The 20,673-nt window shown below is 51.0% G+C and carries 19 protein-coding genes; 4 read left to right on the top strand and 15 right to left on the bottom strand.

The window, feature by feature from the left end; all coding sequences use genetic code 11:
- Positions 1 to 38 precede the first annotated feature (38 nt).
- The 4 genes from BQ5379_RS05230 (at position 39) to BQ5379_RS05215 (ending at position 4,447) form a co-directional block, all read left to right on the top strand.
- Positions 39 to 596, top strand: a complete 558-nt coding sequence (locus tag BQ5379_RS05230) for an HAD family hydrolase (RefSeq protein ID WP_071134462.1) — start codon at positions 39 to 41, stop codon at positions 594 to 596.
- Positions 586 to 1,506 (top strand): glycosyltransferase family 2 protein, encoded by a 921-nt coding sequence (locus BQ5379_RS05225; RefSeq protein ID WP_083377603.1) that lies wholly within the window; start codon positions 586 to 588, stop codon positions 1,504 to 1,506. The genes BQ5379_RS05230 and BQ5379_RS05225 overlap by 11 nt, the downstream gene beginning before the upstream one ends.
- A gap of 207 nt (positions 1,507 to 1,713) precedes the next feature.
- Positions 1,714 to 2,895 carry a glycosyltransferase gene (locus BQ5379_RS05220; protein WP_071134460.1) on the top strand — a complete coding sequence of 394 codons (1,182 nt, stop codon included), beginning with the start codon at positions 1,714 to 1,716 and terminating at the stop codon, positions 2,893 to 2,895.
- 46 nt (positions 2,896 to 2,941) lie between these two features.
- Positions 2,942 to 4,447 (top strand): lipopolysaccharide biosynthesis protein, encoded by a 1,506-nt coding sequence (locus BQ5379_RS05215; RefSeq protein ID WP_143039396.1) that lies wholly within the window; start codon positions 2,942 to 2,944, stop codon positions 4,445 to 4,447.
- Between the two features lie 103 nt (positions 4,448 to 4,550).
- Here BQ5379_RS05215 and BQ5379_RS05210 read toward each other — a convergent pair whose 3' ends face one another.
- The 15 genes from BQ5379_RS05210 to BQ5379_RS05145 form a co-directional block, all read right to left on the bottom strand.
- Complete coding sequence (locus BQ5379_RS05210) at positions 4,551 to 5,534, bottom strand: Gfo/Idh/MocA family oxidoreductase (RefSeq protein WP_071134458.1); 984 nt, start codon at positions 5,532 to 5,534, stop codon at positions 4,551 to 4,553.
- Positions 5,535 to 5,546: 12 nt separating this feature from the next.
- On the bottom strand, positions 5,547 to 6,605 hold the full coding sequence (locus BQ5379_RS05205; RefSeq protein ID WP_083377602.1) for a Gfo/Idh/MocA family oxidoreductase: 1,059 nt from the start codon (positions 6,603 to 6,605) through the stop codon (positions 5,547 to 5,549).
- A gap of 292 nt (positions 6,606 to 6,897) precedes the next feature.
- The gene (locus BQ5379_RS11010; protein ID WP_083377601.1) at positions 6,898 to 7,596 is read right to left on the bottom strand and encodes an LbetaH domain-containing protein; all 699 of its coding nucleotides are present in this window, start codon (positions 7,594 to 7,596) and stop codon (positions 6,898 to 6,900) included.
- Between the two features lie 19 nt (positions 7,597 to 7,615).
- Positions 7,616 to 8,353 (bottom strand): SDR family oxidoreductase, encoded by a 738-nt coding sequence (locus tag BQ5379_RS05200; protein WP_071134456.1) that lies wholly within the window; start codon positions 8,351 to 8,353, stop codon positions 7,616 to 7,618.
- 10 nt (positions 8,354 to 8,363) lie between these two features.
- Positions 8,364 to 9,266 carry a Gfo/Idh/MocA family protein gene (locus BQ5379_RS05195; RefSeq protein WP_071134455.1) on the bottom strand — a complete coding sequence of 301 codons (903 nt, stop codon included), beginning with the start codon at positions 9,264 to 9,266 and terminating at the stop codon, positions 8,364 to 8,366.
- Positions 9,263 to 9,982 carry an acylneuraminate cytidylyltransferase family protein gene (locus BQ5379_RS05190; protein ID WP_071134454.1) on the bottom strand — a complete coding sequence of 240 codons (720 nt, stop codon included), beginning with the start codon at positions 9,980 to 9,982 and terminating at the stop codon, positions 9,263 to 9,265. The genes BQ5379_RS05195 and BQ5379_RS05190 overlap by 4 nt, the downstream gene beginning before the upstream one ends.
- A 10-nt stretch (positions 9,983 to 9,992) precedes the next feature.
- Positions 9,993 to 11,054, bottom strand: a complete 1,062-nt coding sequence (locus BQ5379_RS05185) for a nucleotidyltransferase family protein (protein ID WP_071134453.1) — start codon at positions 11,052 to 11,054, stop codon at positions 9,993 to 9,995.
- Positions 11,051 to 12,223, bottom strand: coding sequence for a UDP-N-acetylglucosamine 2-epimerase (gene neuC, locus BQ5379_RS05180; protein WP_071135554.1), 1,173 nt, complete (start codon positions 12,221 to 12,223; stop codon positions 11,051 to 11,053). Before neuC ends, BQ5379_RS05185 begins: the two co-directional genes overlap by 4 nt.
- Before the next feature lie 22 nt (positions 12,224 to 12,245).
- A complete protein-coding gene (neuB, locus tag BQ5379_RS05175) occupies positions 12,246 to 13,259 on the bottom strand; it encodes an N-acetylneuraminate synthase (RefSeq protein WP_071134452.1) in 1,014 nt (337 codons plus the stop codon).
- A 6-nt stretch (positions 13,260 to 13,265) separates the two neighbouring features.
- Positions 13,266 to 13,913 carry an acetyltransferase gene (locus tag BQ5379_RS05170; protein ID WP_071134451.1) on the bottom strand — a complete coding sequence of 216 codons (648 nt, stop codon included), beginning with the start codon at positions 13,911 to 13,913 and terminating at the stop codon, positions 13,266 to 13,268.
- 14 nt (positions 13,914 to 13,927) lie between these two features.
- The gene (locus BQ5379_RS05165) at positions 13,928 to 15,103 is read right to left on the bottom strand and encodes a LegC family aminotransferase (RefSeq protein WP_071134450.1); all 1,176 of its coding nucleotides are present in this window, start codon (positions 15,101 to 15,103) and stop codon (positions 13,928 to 13,930) included.
- Positions 15,104 to 15,485: 382 nt separating this feature from the next.
- On the bottom strand, positions 15,486 to 16,565 hold the full coding sequence (holA, locus tag BQ5379_RS05160; RefSeq protein WP_071134449.1) for a DNA polymerase III subunit delta: 1,080 nt from the start codon (positions 16,563 to 16,565) through the stop codon (positions 15,486 to 15,488).
- 194 nt (positions 16,566 to 16,759) lie between these two features.
- Positions 16,760 to 18,160 (bottom strand): methyltransferase RsmF C-terminal domain-like protein, encoded by a 1,401-nt coding sequence (locus BQ5379_RS05155; protein ID WP_083377600.1) that lies wholly within the window; start codon positions 18,158 to 18,160, stop codon positions 16,760 to 16,762.
- The gene (locus BQ5379_RS05150) at positions 18,144 to 18,761 is read right to left on the bottom strand and encodes a deoxynucleoside kinase (RefSeq protein WP_071134448.1); all 618 of its coding nucleotides are present in this window, start codon (positions 18,759 to 18,761) and stop codon (positions 18,144 to 18,146) included. Before BQ5379_RS05150 ends, BQ5379_RS05155 begins: the two co-directional genes overlap by 17 nt.
- A gap of 376 nt (positions 18,762 to 19,137) precedes the next feature.
- Entirely contained in the window at positions 19,138 to 20,649 is a 1,512-nt protein-coding gene (locus BQ5379_RS05145; RefSeq protein WP_071134447.1) for a GH3 auxin-responsive promoter family protein, read from the bottom strand.
- Positions 20,650 to 20,673: the final 24 nt, after the last annotated feature.

Genomic DNA, 20,673 nt, shown 5'->3' with positions numbered 1-20,673 from the left:
TATTTGCATAATATAAATAATGCGATTTTTCTCAAAGTATGACTGCTAAACGTATTATCAGTTGTGATATAGATGGTATTCTCAACTACTATCCAGAGTGTTGGTTAGACTATTTGGCTCAACGTTGCGGAACAAGATACACCACTGTACATGAGGCTAAGAACTATGAGCCTCTCTATAAAGAGTATAAAGCCGACTATCGCCGGAGTGACTTTAAGGGCAATTTGCCCGTGCGGACAGAAGGTGCTGACTTGTTACATGCTTTAGTCGATCGGGGATACAGTATTATTTTTGCCACTTCACGGCCTATAAATAATCCTCTGTATCCAGATTTGTATAACTTGACTCGTGGCTGGTTGTTAAAAAATAATCTTCCCTTTGAAGTTCTATTATTTAAAGATAGCTCGGTGGAATTTATTGATCTGTATCCGGATATTGAGTTCCACATTGAAGTTGAAATGAAATATGCTCAAGCTGTGGCTGAAAAAGGAATACCCGTGTACTTGTACAGTAAACATCTTAAAACCGGAGAATATGCCACGTCTGGTATTACTCTGGTTGATAATCTGTTAACCATTTTGGATTATGTTGGCTAATGTACCTTTTTTCAGTATATGCATGCCCGTAACAAATCGTGGGACAACCATTTTTAGAGCTCTTCGCTCGGTTGCTTATCAGCAGTTTCGGGATTTCGAGTTGATAATTGTTGATTGTGGTAGTACGGATAATTCTCGAGCAGAAATCGAACGTTTTTTTGCTTCAGAAACTTTTCAAGGTTATGCCTTTCCCTATCGATATGAAGTTCGAAATTATGTGCCTCGTACGGTGGAAGATTGGAATGAACCGGTACGGTTAGCGACTGGACGTTATGTTGCTATGCTCGAAGGAGACGACCAATTTCTTCCGGCCTATCTGCAGACAGCCTACGAGAAGCTCTCTGAACAACCGAACATCGGGGTTTACGCTACCGGTAACCAACTCCGTCCGCGTGGATATCAGGGTTTGATGGCAGCCCAGGAGGCAGCCCGACATATATACTCGCTCCAAGAGGTTCCCCCGCCTTCTGAAACGATATTTATCCGAACTGATATCAACGACAAACCGTTTTTGTACAACGACCGCGACTTTGAATATGCCCCGGAGATCGATTTATATTTGCGTATTTTGTTGTCCGGGTACGACTACTACTGCGACAGCTTTCAGCATACGGTTCGGGATATTTCGGCCAAAAATCGTACCACGTGGCACTACTTCCACGACCATTTTTTCATAGCCAAGTATTACGCCCCGCAAATGGGAGCAGAGATGCACAAGGAGTTGGTGTATCGTTATCTACGGCTGGCAGCGGGAGCCGCTTTATCATCTCGAAGTACCTCTAACATAAAGTCGATGACTCTCCATCTGGCTAATGCCGTCGGCTGGTGGCTGACCTGTTGTGCCTATACATCGGTATTGGCGAATGCCGTTCGTAAACGTTTACCCTTTTCATTATCACGCAAGGCATGAGCACTATTTTAATAAAAGCATCTGTCATAATCCCCTTTTACAACGTGACCCGTTTTTGCGGCGTTGTCAAGACTCGTAGATAAATGGCGGGGATAAATGTATAGGCGGGATATAAGAGAAACTTTCCGTTGTTGCTTTTCGGTAATTATTATTTTTGCTGTAAAATTAACGATATAATTATTTGAATCACACAGTCAATTGGTTGTTATGAAAATTCTTGTCCTCTACAATCGTGATATTACCATGGATGACTCAGGTGAGTCTCGTACGATTTACAATAGACTGCGTTATTTGGCTGATCAGCCAGGGATGGAAATTTATGTTGCGTTTCATTGCACGCCATCTATCCATCCTCGCATACACGAAATTCCCTTTACCTCAGTATCAACTGCAGAGGAGGTAGTTGCAGAAAAGGTCCATCAATTAATTGTTATTTTAGGAATTGACATCCTGTCAGTTCCTGTAGGAAGATGGCAGTCAAAATTAGCTCGGGAAGCTGTAGTTGGAACAACTTGTAAAGTTATAACTGAATTTCATACCCGGCCCGGTTATGAAATGCGGGGGATGTGGGAGGTGATGAAAGCACAATACAAATTAGGGGGAGCGGAACAACTCAAGACTGCAATTAAGATGATTGTGTGGCCTTTATATTGGCTCCACATTAGAAAGCTTCAACGTTCTAACTTTAGAAATGCTTATTTGCTGGCGGATAGATTCGTTCTATTGTCTTCGGCTTTCTTCGAGCCATATCGTAAATGGTATAAATTACCGTCGACGAATAAAATGAGAGCAATTGGTAATGCGGTTTCTTGGGAAAATGAAGCCTCTGCAGAGGAGATCATACACAAAGAAAAGACAATTCTTGTTGTTGCTCGTTTTGACGAACGACATAAACGAATCAGTTTAATTCTAAAGATGTGGAAAACGTTGCAGTTCCTCCATCCGGATTGGAATTTGCAAGTAGTCGGTTTTGGCCCTGATGAATATCTGTATAGAAAACTAGTTCAACAATGGCAATTAGAACGGGTTATTTTTGAAGGCAGACAGCAAAACCCTGAACCTTTTTATACAAAGGCTGCAATATTTGTCATGACATCAGCTTTCGAAGGGTGGGGTATGACACTATGCGAAGCCATGCAAAAAGGATGTGTTCCAGTAGTGATGGACAGTTTCGAAAGCGTGCATGATTTGATTTCCAATGGAGTAAACGGTTATATTGTGCGTAATAATGATTTGAAAATGTTTATCCAACGAGTCAATCAATTGATAACACAGCCCGAAGTACGCATTCGAATGGCATATAAGGGCCCTGAGAGTATGCGTCGATTCTCCCGCCAAGCCATTGGAGAGCAGTGGGTCAAGCTATACAATGAAGTGATAAACAGCTAACATGGTTCGAGAATCCAGAGTACATAAAAGCATCCTAAATGCCCGGATGAATCTATTGTTCTACGTACTGGTATTGGTTGTTACGTTCTTCTCCCGACGTATTTTTCTCGAAAAACTTGGGGCTGATTTTGTTGGGCTTACTACAACTCTCTCCAATCTGTTGGGGTTGCTTAACCTTGCCGAACTTGGCATTGGAGCGGCTATCGGATATATGCTCTATAAACCCTTAGTCAATGAAGACAGGCAACAAATCAATGAGATTGTCTCCGTGCTGGGGTATGTGTACCGAAAAATCGGGTGGATTGTTATCGCGGGTGCATCTATTTTGGCATTATTTCTACCATGGATTCTCGATAAATTTCCATTCGATAATCTATTGATATATTATACGTTTCTCTGTTACCTTGTCAGTGCCGTATTAGGCTACTTTATCAACTATAGACAACTTTTGCTCAATGCTGACCAACGGCAGTATGTGGTGACGGCATATTACCAAAGTGCCAATATTCTGAGGCTTTTTATTCAGATGTTGGTGCTCTACAAAACCGCAAATCCATATTGGTGGGTTACCATTGAGATTTCATTCTCCATTATCTATAGTTTGATTCTTAATGTTCGGATTAATAAAACCTACCCCTGGCTGAAAACTACGCTTAAAGAAGGGAGAACACTACTCAAAAAGTATCCCGATTTTATTAAGTACACCAAGCAAATTTTTGTGCATAAAATGGCCGGAACAGTGCTTTTTAATTTATCTCCGGTCTTTGTCTATGCATATACTTCACTCTCCATGGTGGCATTCTACACCAACTACACCCTCATCATCGCTAAAGTACAACAACTGGTTTCACAACTGCTCGGCAGCGCCGATGCCGGTGTAGGGCAACTCGTCGCGGAAGGGAATACTTCGCAGGTACTGAAGGTATTTGCCGAAATCTTTGCCTTGAGGTATTGGGTGGCAGCCGTATTGGTGGGGGCACTCTGGTTTGCAATTAATCCATTTATCACCCTCTGGGTTGGTGCGGAATATGTGCTCCCCGCTACTACGGTCGCACTCATTCTGCTGAACTTGTTTATCATGTTTACGCGAGTGGCTGACACTTTCAATGCTGCTTATGGACTTTTTTACGACATATGGGCACCTATTACCGAAGCAGCGCTGAATGCCGGTTTTTCCATTCTGCTGGGACACTTCTGGGGACTGAATGGTGTCCTGCTCGGAACGACATTCAGTATGCTGGCCATAGTTGTTATTTGGAAACCCTACTTCTTATACTCCAAGGGTTTTCATCTTTCGGTGTGGCATTATTGGAAACGGGTCGCGCGACACTTGGCTATCTTGATCCCTTTGTTTGCAGGCGTATGTCTTATTGACCACATCGTTGCATTTGACCCTTCTGCACATGGATGGGGAGGGTGGCTACTCTATGCGTCGGTGATTACGAGTGTGATGGCTTGTTTGTTCTGGGCTGGGTTGTATTTTTTGACCGATGGAATGCGCACGCTAACCCAGCGATTGTATACTATGGTATGTAATAGGTTTTTTAAATAAAAAAGATTGGTTTCTTTAAATAAACAACTCTCCTTCCCAAGAACTTCAATGAAGTATCACGTGAGAAGGAGAGGATAATCAAAGGCAGGGAAGATGAGAAAATTTAATTGATATACCCGCTCATAGCCTTGTAATAACTGTCTAAATGGGTCAGTTGCTGTTCGATGGTGCAGAATCTGGTATGATCTCCCGAGATAAATGCTCGTGTTTGTAAGTAAAAACCTGGCTTATAATTCAAGTCAAGTTGGTTGTCTATTTCAACCGGAGCTATTGCTACAGATCCTAATTCTTGTACTTGAAGAGTTTCCATTGGTTTAAAGTAGAGTCGATGTTTACGGGTCAGAACCTCTACTACCCATCGCCCCGGAGACTGCCATGCTGCTTGGTAGGAAAAGAGTGCTCCTCGATCACTAACTCCTGCACCTGCAAATATGGAGGCTGTTGGATGCCATGATAAGTTTCCTTCTCCTGCACGATAGCAACTTATTTGCTTTGGTTGTCCCCCTAAGAAGAAAGCCGTGTCGATCACATGAGACGAATTACCCAATAACCAGTGTGAAGCCGCTACAGCTGCATAGTTGTTTGGGTTGATAGTATGGGTCCATTCCGTAAATTCAAAATTGAACGAAACTACTCCGCCATCAGTGGCGATAATTTCCTCGGCTTTCAGTACAGAACTGTAAAAACGGCGATTATAGGCCAGTAAAACTGTAGCCTCGTGCTGACGCGTTGCGGCGACTAGTTCCTCCAATTCGGTTAACGCTCCGAAACCCGGTTTTTCCAATAAAATCCTTTTAACTCCATAATTCAGTAACTCAAGAGCGGCTGGTTGTAGTTGGTCAATTGGTAGGGCAACAATTACAGATGTAGGTAGTTGAGGCTTACTCTTCAGAAATGCAGTTAGCCCTCCCCGAACCACGGGTGCAGGTAACACGTAGCCATGTTCGGCCATTTTTGTTTCCAAAGTTTGCGCAGATTCTTCTCCACGACCGATAACAATGTAATCTACCTGTAACGAACTTAGAATACGTGCATATTCATAGCCGATCCCTCCTGCTCCGATAAGCCATATTTTTTGTTGTGTCATACTGATTTCTGTTTATGTTATGGGACAGTTGTCTTCGTTTTTACCGGTTAATTGGTTGTAAAGTTGAATTAACGGTTTCAATAAGGCTAAGTGGTAGTTGGTGGATTCCAAGTAGGGGGTTAAGTCGGAATGCTGGCGTAATAAAATGTCTTCTGTTACTATACCAGTCAGTCCACTCTGGAATTTCATTCCGATTTTACCCCACAACTGTCCGTTACGCGTAATTTGATCGGTTGTCTCATCAATGTCGTAGCGTACTCCATCTGCAATAAGCATAAGTTTATTCGGAGTTTCTGTCGAGGCCGAGGTAATCGCTATTTGATTTCCTTTGGATGTAGTGGCCTTGATGGTGCCTGTAAACTCAACATATCCAGCTCTTTTACTGTTGTGGACTATCGGATCAAGTTGGGTTACGTCAAATAGGGGCAATTCGGTATCTCCGCTCAGAAATGCATAATGATCGATAAAATGAATCGCATTACATCCTAAACCCCAGTCGGTACCGCTTTTGGTGTAGTTTATTTCTTTTGCTCCCGCTAATTCTGCTTTTAATTTTTTATATCCTTCAAATGTACGGCGGGTACAATTGATCCACGTATGGTCCAGTAGCCCGTGTGTTTGGAGCAGGTCTTGGACTTGTTCATATTGGTTGAGAGTGGGGAAAAGTACTTTTTCTAGAATCAAGTTCTTAACAGCTTTTTTAGCTAGCAACTCCGATATGATGGCTGCGCGAGGTTTGGAACCTGTCGCAATGATGACAAGGTCGAGATCTTGCGAGAGCGAGTCAATGGCTGTCTGGTATTCGATTGATTCGATTTTAGGATTGGGCTCGACTTGTTCGTAGCGTTCGCGAGCAATTTGTAGTGATTGCTCGGAATTATCGACAATTTGGATACGCATGGGTATCTGTGCGAGTTTTAATCCCTGCAGGTGACGGCTTCCCAATTGACCGGCACCGATGATTGCAATATGTTGAACTTCCATGTGAGGTGTTTGCTTTTGAGTTAGAATCTTGTGAATTAAAAGACTAGGTATATATTGTCTTTCATCACCTATCTGAAAATTATTCATTTATTTATTGATAGGTGTATCCATCGAGGTTTATTTGATTCTTTTGTGGGTATCACGTTGTGTTTCTTTGTTCCTTGAGGCCTCTGTGTATATATGTTTCTTGTTCGTAAAGATGTGTAATATCATTCCTTCTTGTCATGAGGTTCCCGTTATTTGATTTGAAAATACTTAGTGTATTGAATAGCTTCCCTTGTTTGTCATGGAAGGCGGCTTCCGTGTTAATGTAATTTTAGTCAATGAAAAGACAACTATAAGTGTAGAAGCAAGTCATAGTATGGCTGAAATCATTGCATTATATACATTTGTAATCATTGAAGTTTTCATGAAGGTGTGAGGGAGGATTACCTTCCTTTTTTATCGGTTTTATGATTAAATTTGGAGATTGTCCAAAAACATTTGAACAGTCGGGCACATCTTGGTTCTTGATTAAGGCACCTGCACCAACATTGACTTCATTACCAATGTGGCAATTACCAATAATGGACGAACCTGCGAACATTTTTACGTTATTCCCTATTGTTGGGTAGGCTATTGTCTTATTGGGTAAGTGAAAACCTCCTACTGTACAATTTTGGTAAAACATAAAGCCGTTACCTATGGTAGCTCTTCCGATAACGCTTCCCACCGGATGCTCTGCCATAAAAAAAACGGGCATCTGAACCGCATAAAATAGATCTAGTCCATTGAGTACTTTGTTTAAATAGTATAGTTTATCACATGTGGCGCAGCAACCCTTTTCTTGATATATACTGTTGGCTAAATAATATAGATATATCATATATTGGACAGAGTGGTAAGGGTTGAAATAAGGAGTGCCGTTCTTTTGATAGTATTTATTGGGGGTTCGACTAAAGCATTGCTCACATCGAATGATTGCTTGTTGAATGTAGTGGTCTATTAAGCTATTGTCATCAGCACTTCCCATAAATAACGTATCTATCTGACGACCTGTCAGTCGCTTAATGCTACTGATTGGCATTGATAGTTCCATGGTTCTTCTTTGTAATAGTTTATATTGCGGTCCAGCCGCCATCGACCATTAAATTGTGGCCGGTGATGAAACTGGCCTCGTCGGATAATAAAAAGGCTACGGCCGGAGCCATCTCTTCGGGGCGGGCCATGCGTTTGAGGGGAGACTTGTGGCAGTATGCTTCTACGAATTCCTGACGCTGGTTGTCAAATACGCCCCCTGGTGATACGCAGTTGACGCGGATGCCGTACTTCCCGAAATAGGAGGCCAGGTATCGTGAAAAGTTGATAATCCCTCCTTTAATTGCAGAATAACCCGCAGGAGAGGTCCCTCCATACGATTCGTAGATTGTAAAATCGTTGCCTACCACGCCGTAGATTGATCCGAAATTGACAATCGAACCGCTCTGCTGTTCTTTCATGATGGCCAGTACCTTTTGGCAAATCAGGAATACGGCGTTTAACTGCATCTCGACGTTCTGCTGCCAGCTCTCGTAGGGAACATCTTCGAATTTTGTTCCCCAATCTTTTGTTCTCGGATAAGCGGCATTCACTAAGCCATCTATGCGGCCATACCGGGCGTGAACATCATGGACCAGTTGCTCTATAACTGACGGATCGGTTATGTCTGCTGTTATATCCGGAGATTCTCCCCATCGATTAATTGCATAATCAACCCCAATCACCGTCGCACCGCTTTCGCGGCAGTATCGTGTTACTTCACGACCGATCAGTCCTCCGCTACCTGTGATCAGGATGATCTTTCCTTCAAGTTTCATATCTTAACTTTTATTCTAGGCAAATTCGTAAAACATCGTATGCTTCGGCGATCGTGTTGAATGGTTCGGAGTGCTTGGTGTGCATGCGATGTAAAAAATCGTGCATTTGAGCTTCGTAGGTTTCGGGAAACCGTTGTTGGCTCTCGAATAACAGTTGGCCCGTTGTAAGGTTGCAGACTGTGTTCTTCGCCAAATCAACTTGCCACGTTGCATCATCCAAAAGTATTTCCAAGGTCCTGCGATAGTCACGCCGGTAGTAGTTTAGTACAATGCTTACGGCAAAGGTAGGGTATTCCAAACAATAATTGGCATAGTCCCAGGCGTCGATCTGGAGCGAGGATACGTTGCGAAAGGTTTTGTGAACCTTTTGCGGGGCTCCGAACAGCCAGTAAACATAGTCTATCTCGTGTATCAGGTCGATATGTACGCCTCCTCCCATGTCGCGGTTGGCACTGTATATCTTACGCCAGTCGGGAGCCTGGGGACGCCATTCTGGCAAGTAGGAACCACAATAGACGTTTACTTCATTGATGCTTCGGTTGGTCAGATGCTGTTTTACCCAGCGCAAGCTGTCGAGAAAACGTAAGTTGCAGGCAACGTAGGTCATGCCTTGCACTTGGGGCAGCGGGTGAGTGATGCTGTCGAACACGGGTTTCTCGATGAACAGCGGAATCCCACTCGAGGCCAAGGCGTTTACGGTTTCGTAGTGGGCAGCAGTTGGGTTGGAGATGATAATGAAGTCCGGGCGAACGGCTACCAGGTCAGGCAAGGTGTAAAGGTCGGAAATTCCGGGGGTGACCGGACTGCCCGGTCGATGACGCAATGCCCAGAATTGGGTATGCGGATCGATAGACCGCAGGGCTGCGATATGTTTACGGGCAATTGAGCCGAGTCCTATAATGCCGACTTTCATAATGTGAAATCGAGTTTGTCGTTCCCCATCAAATAGGAGATGATCTCGAAATCGATCGGATGATCCAGATCGAAACAGATATGGGGAACTTCGTAGATGAGTGAACGATCCGTTATGGCACCCTTGTATCCCAGGGTAAAAAATGCGCGGCGGTAGAAATAAAACGAAGCGTTTAGATCGTAAACTTTGGGAGCAGCCTGACGGGACAGTACATTACCTACCGATTTTACTTTATCATAGTATCCGTTTTCTTTCCGTTCTACCATGTTAAAGTAGGGACTGCGGCCTGCCGGGCTGACTGAAAACAGGTTGACGGCTTGGGGATCCGCCTGAAGCAGGGCAAAGGCGGCATTCAGGTCGTCGACATTTCGCAGGGGGGACGTAACGTCCATATCCAGAATGAAATCATACTGTTTATGGTGATGTTCTTCGCTGAATCGGACGATGTCGGCGATGGCGTCGATTTTTCCGACGGTGTCGCCTGCCAGTGTCTCGGGACGGGTATATTCCGAAACCAGCCCACATTCAGCGGCTACTCGTTTGATCTCTTCTGAATCGGTCGAGAGGGCGATGTCGGTTTCGGGAAATTGGGCCGCGAACTTGCGGGCTGTCTCGATGGTATATCCAATCAGAGGACGGCCGCAGAGCGGTTTGATGTTTTTGCCGGGGATCCCTTTACTGCCTCCCCGGGCGCAGATGGTGATCAGCAGGTTCATCCTGTGTGAATTATAGTTTACTCATGTGTTGGGCCAGTTCCTGTACTTTGCGGAAATCGTCCGGTTTGCCGATGTCGATCCAGTAGCCCGAAAGCGGGAAACGGATTACCTTGCAGTTGTCGGCAATCAGTTGTTCCATCAGGTCTGTCGCGTTGTAGAACGTGCCTTCCGGAATGCGATCCAGAACACTGCGCTTGATCAGATAGATGCCTGCATTGGCGTAGTAGTGGAAGTTGGGCTTCTCTTTAATGCCCTTGATCTCGCGGGTATTCTCGATTTCAAAAATGCCGTAAGGTACGTTCACGTTATAGGGAACGGCAGCGACACTCATCTCGGCGTCGTGCTTCTTGAAGTGGAGATAGAAGTCCTCCAGGTCGATATTGGTAAACAGGTCGGAATTCATCACCAATACGGTATCGTTGTGCCATTCGGTGATGAATTTAATCGAGCCCATTGTACCGAGGTATTGCGGCTCGCGAACGCATTTCACCTGTACGCCGTTGCCTATCGGTTGGGCAAAGTGATTCTCGATCTGCTCGGCAAGGTAGTTGACCGTCACATTGATATGATCGACTCCATGGCCGAGAAGATTGTCAATGTTGTAGTCGATGATCGGTTTTCCGGCTACTTCGAGCAGGGGTTTGGGAGTGGTGAGGGTCATGGGGCGTAATCGCTCGCCTTTTCCTCCGGCCATCAATACGGCATCGATAGGCAGATAGGAATGGCCGTCTGCGAAACTGAGAATCCGAACTATATGTCCTTCGGCATCGAGAATCGGGACCAACTTGAACAGCATTTTACGAATGTAGCGTAAAATGTTCGGATCGAAATTCCCCTCTTCGATGAACGTAAAGCGGGGATTCATGACTTCGCAGATCGAACAGTCCAGGCCACAACCCCGGGCCAGTGCGCGTCGGATGTCACCATCGGTTACGGTACCCACCATCCGCATACTCTGGGGATCAACGACAAACAGAGTTAATGACAACGCGTCGGCGATCTCGTTGAGCATCCGGATTCCCGTGAGAATGGATTCGGTGTTATAGATTATATGTCGTTTATGATCTTTCATCGATTGGGAAAAAGGTCGTAGAAGTGTTTTTGGACTTCTAACGGGATTGTTTTCAAGGTCTGGTAAATATGATGAGCCGTGTCGGGTTGCTCGTACGGATTTTGGCCTTCGACGGGAATCATTCCTTGTAAAAGTAAGGATAATTTTTCGATTATGGCCTGTTTTTTAGGTGGGCAATGTACTACCGATGGAGCAGCAAGCCGACCATTTTGGCGGTCACCGATGTCGATGGTCGGAATATGGAAGCTCGGGACTTCGAGGATGCCGCTGCTGGAGTTCCCGACTACTCCGCCGATATATTGCAGTACGGAGAGATAACGTTTCAGCCCCAGTGACGTAAACCACACGGAGCGGTCGCGATGCTCTTCACACCATTGGCAAATGCGGTCTGCAATTACGCGTCCTCCGGTGTCAGAATTGGGCATGGTGAAGAGTACGCGGAGTTGAGGAAAACTCTCCAGGGCCGACAGCAGGGCTTCGATCTGTTGTTCGGCCGTATTGTTTTCGAGCGTTACCGGGTGGAAGGTTACCAGTACGGTCTGTTTGTCAAGGACGAAACCGCCAAGACTCTCCTCTGTTTGTGTTTGGGACCATAGGGGGATTTGTCGGATGTTATCGACTCCGATGGCGCCTACATTGAACACCCGGTCGGGCGATTCGCCCAGTTGAATCACACGTTGGCGATAGGTCTCGGTCGAGGTGAAATGCAGGTAGCTCATTTTGGTTACCGCATGGCGGATGGCGTCATCGAAGGCCCCTTCGGTAATCTCCCCGCCGTGCAGGTGAGCGACCGGAATTTTATAAATCAAAGCGGCCGTTACGGCTGCCAGAATCTCGTATCGGTCACCCAAAACGACTAGCAGATCGGGACGCAGGGTGTCATAGGCAGAGGCAAATCCGGATATGGCCCGACTCATTTCCAGTACCGTAGTGTGGGCAGTATCGTCGGTGGTGGATTCGTCGATGATGGGGACGCGGTAGTCGATGTTGAAACCGTCGGCCTCAATCTCGCGATAGGTCTCGCCGTACCTCGGAGATAAATGCATATTGGTGGCTACGATTTGCAGCACGAGGTCGGGGTCGGCCTGGATCAGACCGGCCAGACGACTCAGTAGTCCCCATTCGGCCCGGGTACCTGTAACAATGCAAATCTTTCTACGGTGTGTCATCATGCAGAATAAACCGGGCTGGTTATACTAATTCAATGGCTTCGTCGGTGGCGAAGTCTCGCACGGCACGTTGGCCTACGACAGTTTCCCACAGCATCGGACTTATGCCGTTCCCGGGCCGTTTGGCGGTGAGGTTCTCTTCGGTCAGCAGTTCACCGCGTGTAATGGGGCGGGCGGCTACGATCGATTTACGGGCTACCGGGATATTGGGCTTTTCGGCTTCTGAAGGTTCCTTCACGCCATTGCCCAATGCGGCTTCAATGTTGCGGATCTGTCGTACCATTTCGGCCAGTTCGTCGGGTTCGAGCGATGCTTTATGGTCAGGACCGGGAAGGTTTCGGTCGAGTGTGAAATGCTTTTCAATCACCGTGGCGCCCATGGCTACGGCAGCTACCGGTATCTCGATCCCTTGCGTGTGGTCGGAATACCCGGCGGGCAGTCCGAAATGTCGGTACAGGGTTTGCATGGCTCGCAGGTTAATCTGGTCTTTGGGAGCCGGATACTCGGTGGTACAGTGCAGCAGGGTGATTTGCTCGCGAGGTGTACCGAAGCGGGTCAGTACTTCGATTGCCTGACCGACTTCGTCGAGCGAAGCCATGCCGGTCGATAGGATCACAGGTTTGCCTGAGCGTCCGATGGCCCGTAGATAAGGAAAGTTGGTGATCTCGCCACTGGGTATTTTCCACAGGGGTAAAGCCAGGGTGTCGAGAAATGCGATGCTGTCGAGGTCGAAAGCGGTCGAAAGAAAGTGCACGCCGCATTGCCGACAATGGTCTATCAGTTGGAGGTGGTCTTCCTCGGACAGTTCGAGTGCCTTCAGCATCCGGTACTGAGACTGATCTTCGCTTCCGATGTTTCGGCTTTGGTATTCAGCTTGTCGTGCCGCTTGCGTAACCAGCTTTTCTGCCCGGAAGGTTTGGAATTTGACGTAGTCCACTCCGGCTGCAGCAGCGGCGTCGATCAGTTTGCGCGCCTGATCGAGCGAGCCGTTGTGATTGACACCAGCTTCGGCAATGATAAGGGTTTGTCCGGACATGGTTGTTTACAGTTTTTTCATCAATATGGCCGGGTTCCCGGCATATATTCCCGACTCTTTCAGTGTTTTTCGCACAAAACTTCCGGCTGCGATGATGGACCCTTCGCCTTCGATATGGGCTCCGTTCAGCATGACGCTTTGTGAACCCAGGAATACGCCGGATTCGATTTGGCAGTCTCCGTTCACCATGGCTCCGGTCGATATGTGGCAGTAAGCACCGACCTTTGCATCGTGTTCGATGTTGGCCAGTGTGTTGATGATGCATTGTTCTCCAATCTCCGCTCCGGCATTTACCATGGCTCCGTGAAGAACGACAGTCCCGGGTGCAACAGAGGCGTGTTTTGATACGTGGGCTGTTGATGCAATAACGGTCGCAAAACAGCCTCCGGCAAGAACGATGCGTTCGGCTATTTTTTTTCGAATGGAGGCCGTTTTGATGTGCCCCACGGTGATCACGAAGCGTACTCCGGGGTGTTGACTGATCAGTTCGGGAATACGGTCATCGGTTCCGATAATTGGATACCCGAGTACCGTTTTTCCAACGTTTTGAGGAGCATCGAGAATCCCGATGATTTGCCATTGGCCGGTCGATTCAATGGCTTCGATCACGGATTTACAATGTCCTCCACCGCCAACCAGAATAAGTGACTCCATATTGTGGATTGCTTTTAGAGTCTGACGCTGCTGGGGATGTTCACAACACGGTCGGCGAACCATTCGGCCTGGGTGAGGTCGCCGCATTCTGCTTCGCTGAACATGGGCAGACGGTTCATCAGTTCCCATATCGGACGGGTCATGACGCCGTTATCGTTGGTCTGGGTCAAAAAGTCAATCTGAGCCTCGTGTGACGGCAGAATGACTGCATTCAGCCAATAGTTGCTGCGTGTCTCTGCCGGTTCGCTGAAGAATTCGATCCCGGTAGCGGACTTTACTTCGGGACGGTTAAAATAGGCCTGATATTCGGCAGCCACGGCTCGTTTGGAAGCCAAAAAGCGCGGCAGGGTCTCCAATTGGGCGCATCCCAAGGCTGCATTGATGTTCGGCATGCGGTAGTTGTACCCCACAGCATCGTGACGGAACTCCCACCGGTGCGGGATTTTGGCCTGAGTGGTGAGGTGTTTGGCCCGGTCGGCAAGTGCGATATTCTCTTCGTTGAAGAGCAACATGCCTCCCCCTCCGGTCGTGATGGTCTTGTTGCCGTTGAAACTCAGAATGCCCACCCGCCCGAAGGTTCCGGTGTGGCGCCCTTTGTAGAGTGAACCGATGCTTTCAGCGGCATCTTCCACCAGTTCGATGTGCCACTCTCGACACAACTCCACCAATTCGTCCAGATGTACCGGGTGACCGAAGGTGTGCATGGGGACGCAGGCTTGGATGCGTCGTCCGGAATTGCGGTTATAGCAGTGTCCGTCGCGGATTTCGGCGTGGTTCTCGAGCCATTGGCGCATTTTGACCGGCGAGAGTCCCATCGTATCCCGATCGACATCGAGGAAAACCGGATGAGCTCCGCAGTAGGAGATGGCATTGGCGGTGGCGATGAAAGTCAGGGGTTGGGTGATGACCTCATCGTTGCGTTCCACGCCAGCCAGCATTAATGCCATGTGCAGGCCGTTGGTGCCGCTGACGCAAACGACAGCCCGTGCCGCTCCGGTGTAGGCTGCTACTTCGCGTTCAAAGCGATTGACGAATTCACCAACGCTGGAAACAAAGGTGGTGTCGATGCATTCGTTCAGGTATTTTTTTTCATTGCCGGCAAAGGTGGCCGCGTGGAGTGGCACAAAACCCTGGGCGGCATATGTCGGGTAGATTTCCCGAATTTGTTGTATGATCTGTTGATAGTCCACGTCTATGAGTTTTGTCGGGATCGTTAGTAGGTTTTCTTATTCTTTTGCCGGTCGGTAGGTTTGGAAGAGACCGCCAAAGATATGGGAAGATTTGTCGCTGCCAACCGTCCCGTTAATTTTTACAAAGGTAGCTTTTTCCTTAGGATTTATGGCTGTAGACTGTGAAAATTATGGCCTGTGCAGGCTCGTGAGTGAGGCGAGATCAGTGACGGTCGAGAGGATTTGGGAGGATGGAGTAAGGCGGGAAGAAATTCAGTATGCCATCCGGTTGTTTGTTACCCTCAAAAAGAATTTATTTCGGAAAGGTCTGTTGCTGTTTTATGTGAAAAATTGTTGCCAATTGAAATGTACAGACGGAAGCTGTGAACGGATTTGGGGGGATTTAAATCGTGGCGATGCGGAGAATCAGTTCGCGGAGCAACTCGCCGGGATCGGCCGAGCCGCCGTTCATCCCTTTTGACTTCATGTCGTATTCCCGCAGCCAGCCCAGGATGGTGAACACCTTGGTGTTCGGATAGTTGGCCGAGGCCGTGATATATTCCCGGGCGAAAAACGGGGCCGGGAGTTTCAGCAGTCGGGCGATCTCCATCTCCGACAGGCCGCTCATGGCGGGACGACCCTGGCGTTGGTTCTCCCACTTGGCGATACCGAGCGTGACGATGCGCTGGAAGTGGTTGAACAGTGTGGCGAGGGTCACCGGAAGCGGATTCCCTTTCGGATCGGCGGCGAAGTGCTCGGCGATGGTCAGGGCGCGAGCCATGTTCCGTTCCGAGAGGGCGTGAGTCAGTTCGAAGTTGTTGAAATCCTTGCTGATACCGATATTCTGTTCGATGTGGGTCGCCGTGATCTCGCGCGTACCCTCCGGCAGGCGGGTGAAGAGTTTTTCGACCTCGTTGTCGATCTTTTGCAGCTCGGTACCCAGGTGGTCGGCGATCATCTGAACCGCTTTGGGCTCAATTTTGCACCCACGAGAGGCAAACAGGTCGCGAATCCAACCGTCCATTTCGTAGTCGCGCGGGGCGGTACTTTCGAGCACCACGGCGCCTTTGCAGCCGGACAGCTGTTTGTAGACGGCCGAACGTTTGTCGAGGCTTTTGCCCTTGTAGCAGAGAACCAGTACGGTGCTGGACAGCGGCGCGGCGGCATAGTGGCCCAGCGCGTCGAAGTTCCGTAGCGCCTGGGCTTCACGTACGATGACGACCTGACGCTGGCTCATCATCGGGTAGCGGCGGCAGAGGTTGACCACGGCGCCTCCGTCGGTGTCCTTGCCGTAGACGATCGTCTGGTTGAACTCCCGTTCCATCTCGTTCAGCGCGTGGGTGGCGATGAAGTTGGCGATTTTGTCGGTATAGAACCCCTCTTCGCCCATCAGCAGGTAGAGCGGCGCATAACGACCGTCCGAAAGGGCGGTCAGGATCTGTCGCGCCTGCTGTTGTACCTCTTTGAAATTCTGTTTTGCCATACCTCCTTCAAAGGTAACACTTTTTTCGGTTGTTTGGTGTGTCGTGTGCCGACGGGGAGTCGGGAAAAAGAGGGGATGGAGTCCCGCCTGTCGCGTGGGTGTACATGTCTCCGAATGGGGTGAGCTGCGAGATAGGGCAGGGAAACGGGTTTCTGCCGTTTCCCTGCCTTGGGTGTGTCGGCCACTCCGGAGACTTAGTAATGCAGGATACGCCAGGGGGCGGGGTAGAGGTTGTTGTATCGGTTGCCGATGCGTTTGGCCCAGCCCAAGGCGATGTCGCGACAGGTGACGAGGTTCAGTCCCGGGGCGAAGGTGGAGACGGGGAGCAGTTCGGTCGAGGTGCCCTTGCGGAGGTATTCGAGGGCGGCGGCTTCCGGGAGGTCGGCGGCGGGTATGGCCTTGCGTGAGACGGCGTAGTAGAGGGCCAGGGCGTGTTCGGGTTTGAGTTCGCCGCGGATCAGGGTGCCGAGCTGAACGCCCGAGTAGAGCAGCGTGAAGTGTCCGTTCAGCAGCGTCGATACGGTATCGTGCAGGGCTTCGGAAAAGCCGTAGGTCATGCCGTCGCGACCGGTGGCGAAGCGACTTAGGGCGCTCTCCGGTGCGAGCCATCGGGTGAGGGCTCCCAGATCGGCCCGGGAGACCGGGACGAGGCTTTTGGCGGCTTTGACTTTGCCTCCGGATCGGTGCTGGGCGTCATGCTTGCGGATGACGGCGGCGTAGAACCCTTCGCTCGCAACGCGGTGGGGGTAGAAGTGCCAGCCGACCGGGGCGGTGCCGTCGGGGCCGGTGACGATTCCGGAGGGGAGGTCGTCGAAGGTGAGAAACTCTCCGCCCAGCTCGTCGGCGATCCATTGTGCGTTGGCCTCGTCTTCGGCGTCGTTGAAGGTGCAGGTGCTGTAGATCAGAATGCCGCCGGGGCGTAGGGCCTCCCAAACGTCGCTGACGATACGGCGCTGACGTGCGGCACAGAGTTGCACGTTGTCGGGCGACCACTCGGCGCGGGCGGTGTGGTCCTTGCGGAACATCCCCTCGCCGGAACAGGGGGCGTCGACCAGAATGAGGTCGAAGTAGTCGGGCAGACGCTGGCCGAATGCCGCGGGGTCGTCCGAGGTGACGGCTACGTTGCCGGTACCCCACTTCTGGACGTTTTCGGCCAGGATTTTGGCGCGGGTGCGGATCACTTCGTTGGCGACCACGACGCTCTCCGGCCCTGCGATCGAGGCCAGGTGGGTGGTTTTTCCGCCGGGTGCGGCGCACAGGTCGAGCAGGCGGGGTGCGGGGGTGTCGAGCTCAGGCAGCAGGCGGCGCAGCAGCCAACCGATGAACATCGAACCGGCCTCTTGCACGTAGTAGGCGCCGCCGTGGAAGACGGGGTCGGCGGTGAACAGGGGGCGGCTGTCGAGGTAGAGGGCTTCGCCGGGCTCGGCCCACGGAACGGGACGGCCTTCGGGCATCGAGCGGCCTGGCTTGAAGGGGTTGAGCCGGATGCTGACGGGCGATTCGCTGTCGAGGCTCTCGGCCAGACCGGGCAGGCGGGAGGCGGTGGTTTCGAGGAAGGCGGCGGGCAGGGGGATGGGGTTATTCGTGGTGGCCATGGATCAGCTGTTCGATGTGGGTCAGGATGTTTTCCCGGGCGGCGGGGTCGGTGACGAAATCTTCGTGGTCCACGTCAACGATGAGTTTGGGGCCTTCGTAGGTGCCGATCCACGCTTCGTAGAGCTGGTTGAGCCCTTCGAGGTAGGTGCTGTCGATGGCGGTTTCGTAGACGCGGCCGCGACGCTGGATCTGGCTCACGAGGGTCGGAACCGAGGCACGCAGGTAGACCAGCAACGTGGGGCGCAGCAGGTTGGCAACCGTGAAGTTGTAGAGCTGCATGTAGGTGTTGTAGTCGCGCGAGGAGAGCAGACCGCTCTGATGGAGGTTGGTGGCGAAAACACAGGCGTCTTCGTACACCGTGCGGTCGACCACCACGTGGCGGTCGGCGGGAAGGGCGGCGATGCTGTCGATCTGCCGCTGGCGCTTGCCGAGGAAGTAGATCTGCAGGTTGAAGGCCCAGCGGCGCATGTCTTCGTAGAAGTCGCCGATGTAGGGGTTCTCGGACTCTTCGTAACGGGCTTCCCAACCGAGTCGCTGGCTGAGCAGCTCGGTGAGGTAGGTCTTCCCGCTTCCGATATTTCCGGCTATGGCTATGTACATGATTCGGGTGGGTATGGTTCGGGGTGTCCGCCGTATGGGACACGGTGGCTGCATCTGCCGCGTCCGGCGGGCCGGAGGGGCAGTGCGGGGCTGGTGGGTTGCAGCGCTCACGACTGCAACAGTACAAAAGGGGCGGCATCTCCCTGAGGAAACACCGAAAATGTTTCCTGGTGTGCCGAGCTGAGTGTCGGCCGGGGTGTTGCTCCGGGTATTGCTCCGAGTGTCGCTTCGGATAGGGCGTCGGGTGTTGCACCGGGACTAAACCTTGTCATCTGCCGCTCTCAGCGTCACTCGTAGGCGCTCCAGGGGGCGTATCGGTGTTGCTCAGTGTTCTGCTCGGTGGCAGGGTGCCGGGGCAGTTCCCGGTCGGCCCGGCTTAGAGGGCGTTGATACGGAGCAATTCGTCCATGTAGCGGCGATCGTTGGCCAGGCGGGGCACTTTGTTTTGGCCGCCGAGTTTCTGACGCTCTTCCATCCATCGGTAGAAGGTGCCGCGACGCGCTACGACCAGTCGCGGCGGACGCAGCGTGGTGTCCTTGAACCGTTTGGCGGCGTAGTCGGAGTTGACCTCCTGTAGGGTGCGGTCGAGCACTTCGGCAAACAGCAGCACGTCGCTCGGGTCGGTATCGAACTCGACGAGCCATTCGTGGCTGCCCTTGGCGTTGCCCTCCATGAAGACGGGCGCGGCGGTGTAGTCGAGCACTTTGGCTCCGGTGACCTGGCAGGCGGCGGCGATGGCGCGTTCGGCGTTGTCGATGATGATCTCTTCGCCGAAGGCGTTGATGTAGCTCTTCGTACGGCCGGTGATGCGGATTTTGTAGGGGTTGAGGCTGGTGAACTCCACGGTGTCGCCGATCATGTAGCGCCACAGCCCGCCGTTGGTGCTGATGATGAGGGCGTAGTTGACGCCGGTCTGCACTTCGGAGAGCGGAATGGCTTTGGTGGGGTCGTGGAGATCCTTCATCGGCAGGAATTCGTAGAAGATGCCGTAGTCGAGCATCAGCAGCATGTCGCGCGTGGCGAGGTCGTCCTGCATGGCGAAGAACCCTTCGGAGGCGTTGTAGGTCTCCATGTAGCGCATGCGGTCCGAGGGGATCAGGCGCTGGTACTGTTCGCGGTAGGGGGTGAAGCTGACGCCGCCGTGGATGAAGAGCGACAGGTCGGGCCAGACGTCGAGCAGGGTGTCGGCACCGGCGTATTCGATCATGCGGCTCATCAGCACGAGGTTCCACGACGGTACGCCGGCAAAGGCGGTAACATGCTGGCGCGAGCATCGGCGGCAGATGGCTTCGACTTTCTTCTCGAAGTCGGGGATCAGCGCCTCGCGCAGCGAGGGTTCGCGCACCCAGTTGACCCATCGGGGGGCGTTGTGGATCAGGATGGCCGAGAGGTCGCCGCACTGGGCACCGCCGCCCAGCGTGTCGAGCCGGTGGCTGCCGCCCAGGGTGAGGGTCTTGCCGCTGAAGGCCTTGCTGTCGGGATTGCTGTCGGCGAAGAGGGCCATGGCGTCGCGCCCGCCGCGGAAGTGACACTGGTTGAGCGAGTCGCGGGTGATGGGGATATATTTGCTGCGGTCGCCGGTGGTGCCGGACGATTTGGCGAACCACTCCACCTTGCCGGGCCAGAAGAGGTCGGACTCGCCGCTGCGGATCCGTTCGACGTCGTGCTGGATGTCGTCGTAGCTGACCACCGGTAGCGTCTGCTGGAACTTCTCGACGGTGCAGAATTCGTTGAGGTCGTAGCGCCGGAAGTATTCGGTGCGGGCGCCGTAGCTCATCAGCAGACGGAACTGTTCGAGCTGCACGTCCCACGGGTGGCGCCTGAAGCGTTCGATGGCTCGGAGGCGTTTGGAGTAGATGGTGGTAAGTAACGTATTGGTCAGTGACATCGTTGGGTGTGGTGGTATGGGGTT

Source organism: Millionella massiliensis (genome assembly GCF_900104655.1).
Taxonomy (GTDB): domain Bacteria; phylum Bacteroidota; class Bacteroidia; order Bacteroidales; family Rikenellaceae; genus Rikenella; species Rikenella massiliensis.
This window is presented reverse-complemented; position numbering and strand designations above follow the sequence as displayed.

What these genes read in the sequence shown, in the direction of transcription:
- BQ5379_RS05190 (WP_071134454.1), bottom strand. Translation starts at nt 9,982, where the DNA reads ATGAACCTGCTGATCACCATCTGCGCCCGGGGAGGCAGTAAAGGGATC.
- BQ5379_RS05215 (WP_143039396.1), top strand. Translation starts at nt 2,942, where the DNA reads ATGAATCTATTGTTCTACGTACTGGTATTGGTTGTTACGTTCTTCTCC.
- BQ5379_RS05145 (WP_071134447.1), bottom strand. Translation starts at nt 20,649, where the DNA reads ATGTCACTGACCAATACGTTACTTACCACCATCTACTCCAAACGCCTC.
- BQ5379_RS05210 (WP_071134458.1), bottom strand. Translation starts at nt 5,534, where the DNA reads ATGACACAACAAAAAATATGGCTTATCGGAGCAGGAGGGATCGGCTAT.
- neuC (WP_071135554.1), bottom strand. Translation starts at nt 12,223, where the DNA reads ATGACACACCGTAGAAAGATTTGCATTGTTACAGGTACCCGGGCCGAA.
- BQ5379_RS05170 (WP_071134451.1), bottom strand. Translation starts at nt 13,913, where the DNA reads ATGGAGTCACTTATTCTGGTTGGCGGTGGAGGACATTGTAAATCCGTG.
- BQ5379_RS05225 (WP_083377603.1), top strand. Translation starts at nt 586, where the DNA reads ATGTTGGCTAATGTACCTTTTTTCAGTATATGCATGCCCGTAACAAAT.
- holA (WP_071134449.1), bottom strand. Translation starts at nt 16,565, where the DNA reads ATGGCAAAACAGAATTTCAAAGAGGTACAACAGCAGGCGCGACAGATC.
- BQ5379_RS05200 (WP_071134456.1), bottom strand. Translation starts at nt 8,353, where the DNA reads ATGAAACTTGAAGGAAAGATCATCCTGATCACAGGTAGCGGAGGACTG.
- BQ5379_RS11010 (WP_083377601.1), bottom strand. Translation starts at nt 7,596, where the DNA reads ATGGAACTATCAATGCCAATCAGTAGCATTAAGCGACTGACAGGTCGT.
- neuB (WP_071134452.1), bottom strand. Translation starts at nt 13,259, where the DNA reads ATGTCCGGACAAACCCTTATCATTGCCGAAGCTGGTGTCAATCACAAC.
- BQ5379_RS05150 (WP_071134448.1), bottom strand. Translation starts at nt 18,761, where the DNA reads ATGTACATAGCCATAGCCGGAAATATCGGAAGCGGGAAGACCTACCTC.
- BQ5379_RS05195 (WP_071134455.1), bottom strand. Translation starts at nt 9,266, where the DNA reads ATGAAAGTCGGCATTATAGGACTCGGCTCAATTGCCCGTAAACATATC.
- BQ5379_RS05155 (WP_083377600.1), bottom strand. Translation starts at nt 18,160, where the DNA reads ATGGCCACCACGAATAACCCCATCCCCCTGCCCGCCGCCTTCCTCGAA.
- BQ5379_RS05205 (WP_083377602.1), bottom strand. Translation starts at nt 6,605, where the DNA reads ATGAATAATTTTCAGATAGGTGATGAAAGACAATATATACCTAGTCTT.
- BQ5379_RS05185 (WP_071134453.1), bottom strand. Translation starts at nt 11,054, where the DNA reads ATGAAAGATCATAAACGACATATAATCTATAACACCGAATCCATTCTC.
- BQ5379_RS05230 (WP_071134462.1), top strand. Translation starts at nt 39, where the DNA reads ATGACTGCTAAACGTATTATCAGTTGTGATATAGATGGTATTCTCAAC.
- BQ5379_RS05220 (WP_071134460.1), top strand. Translation starts at nt 1,714, where the DNA reads ATGAAAATTCTTGTCCTCTACAATCGTGATATTACCATGGATGACTCA.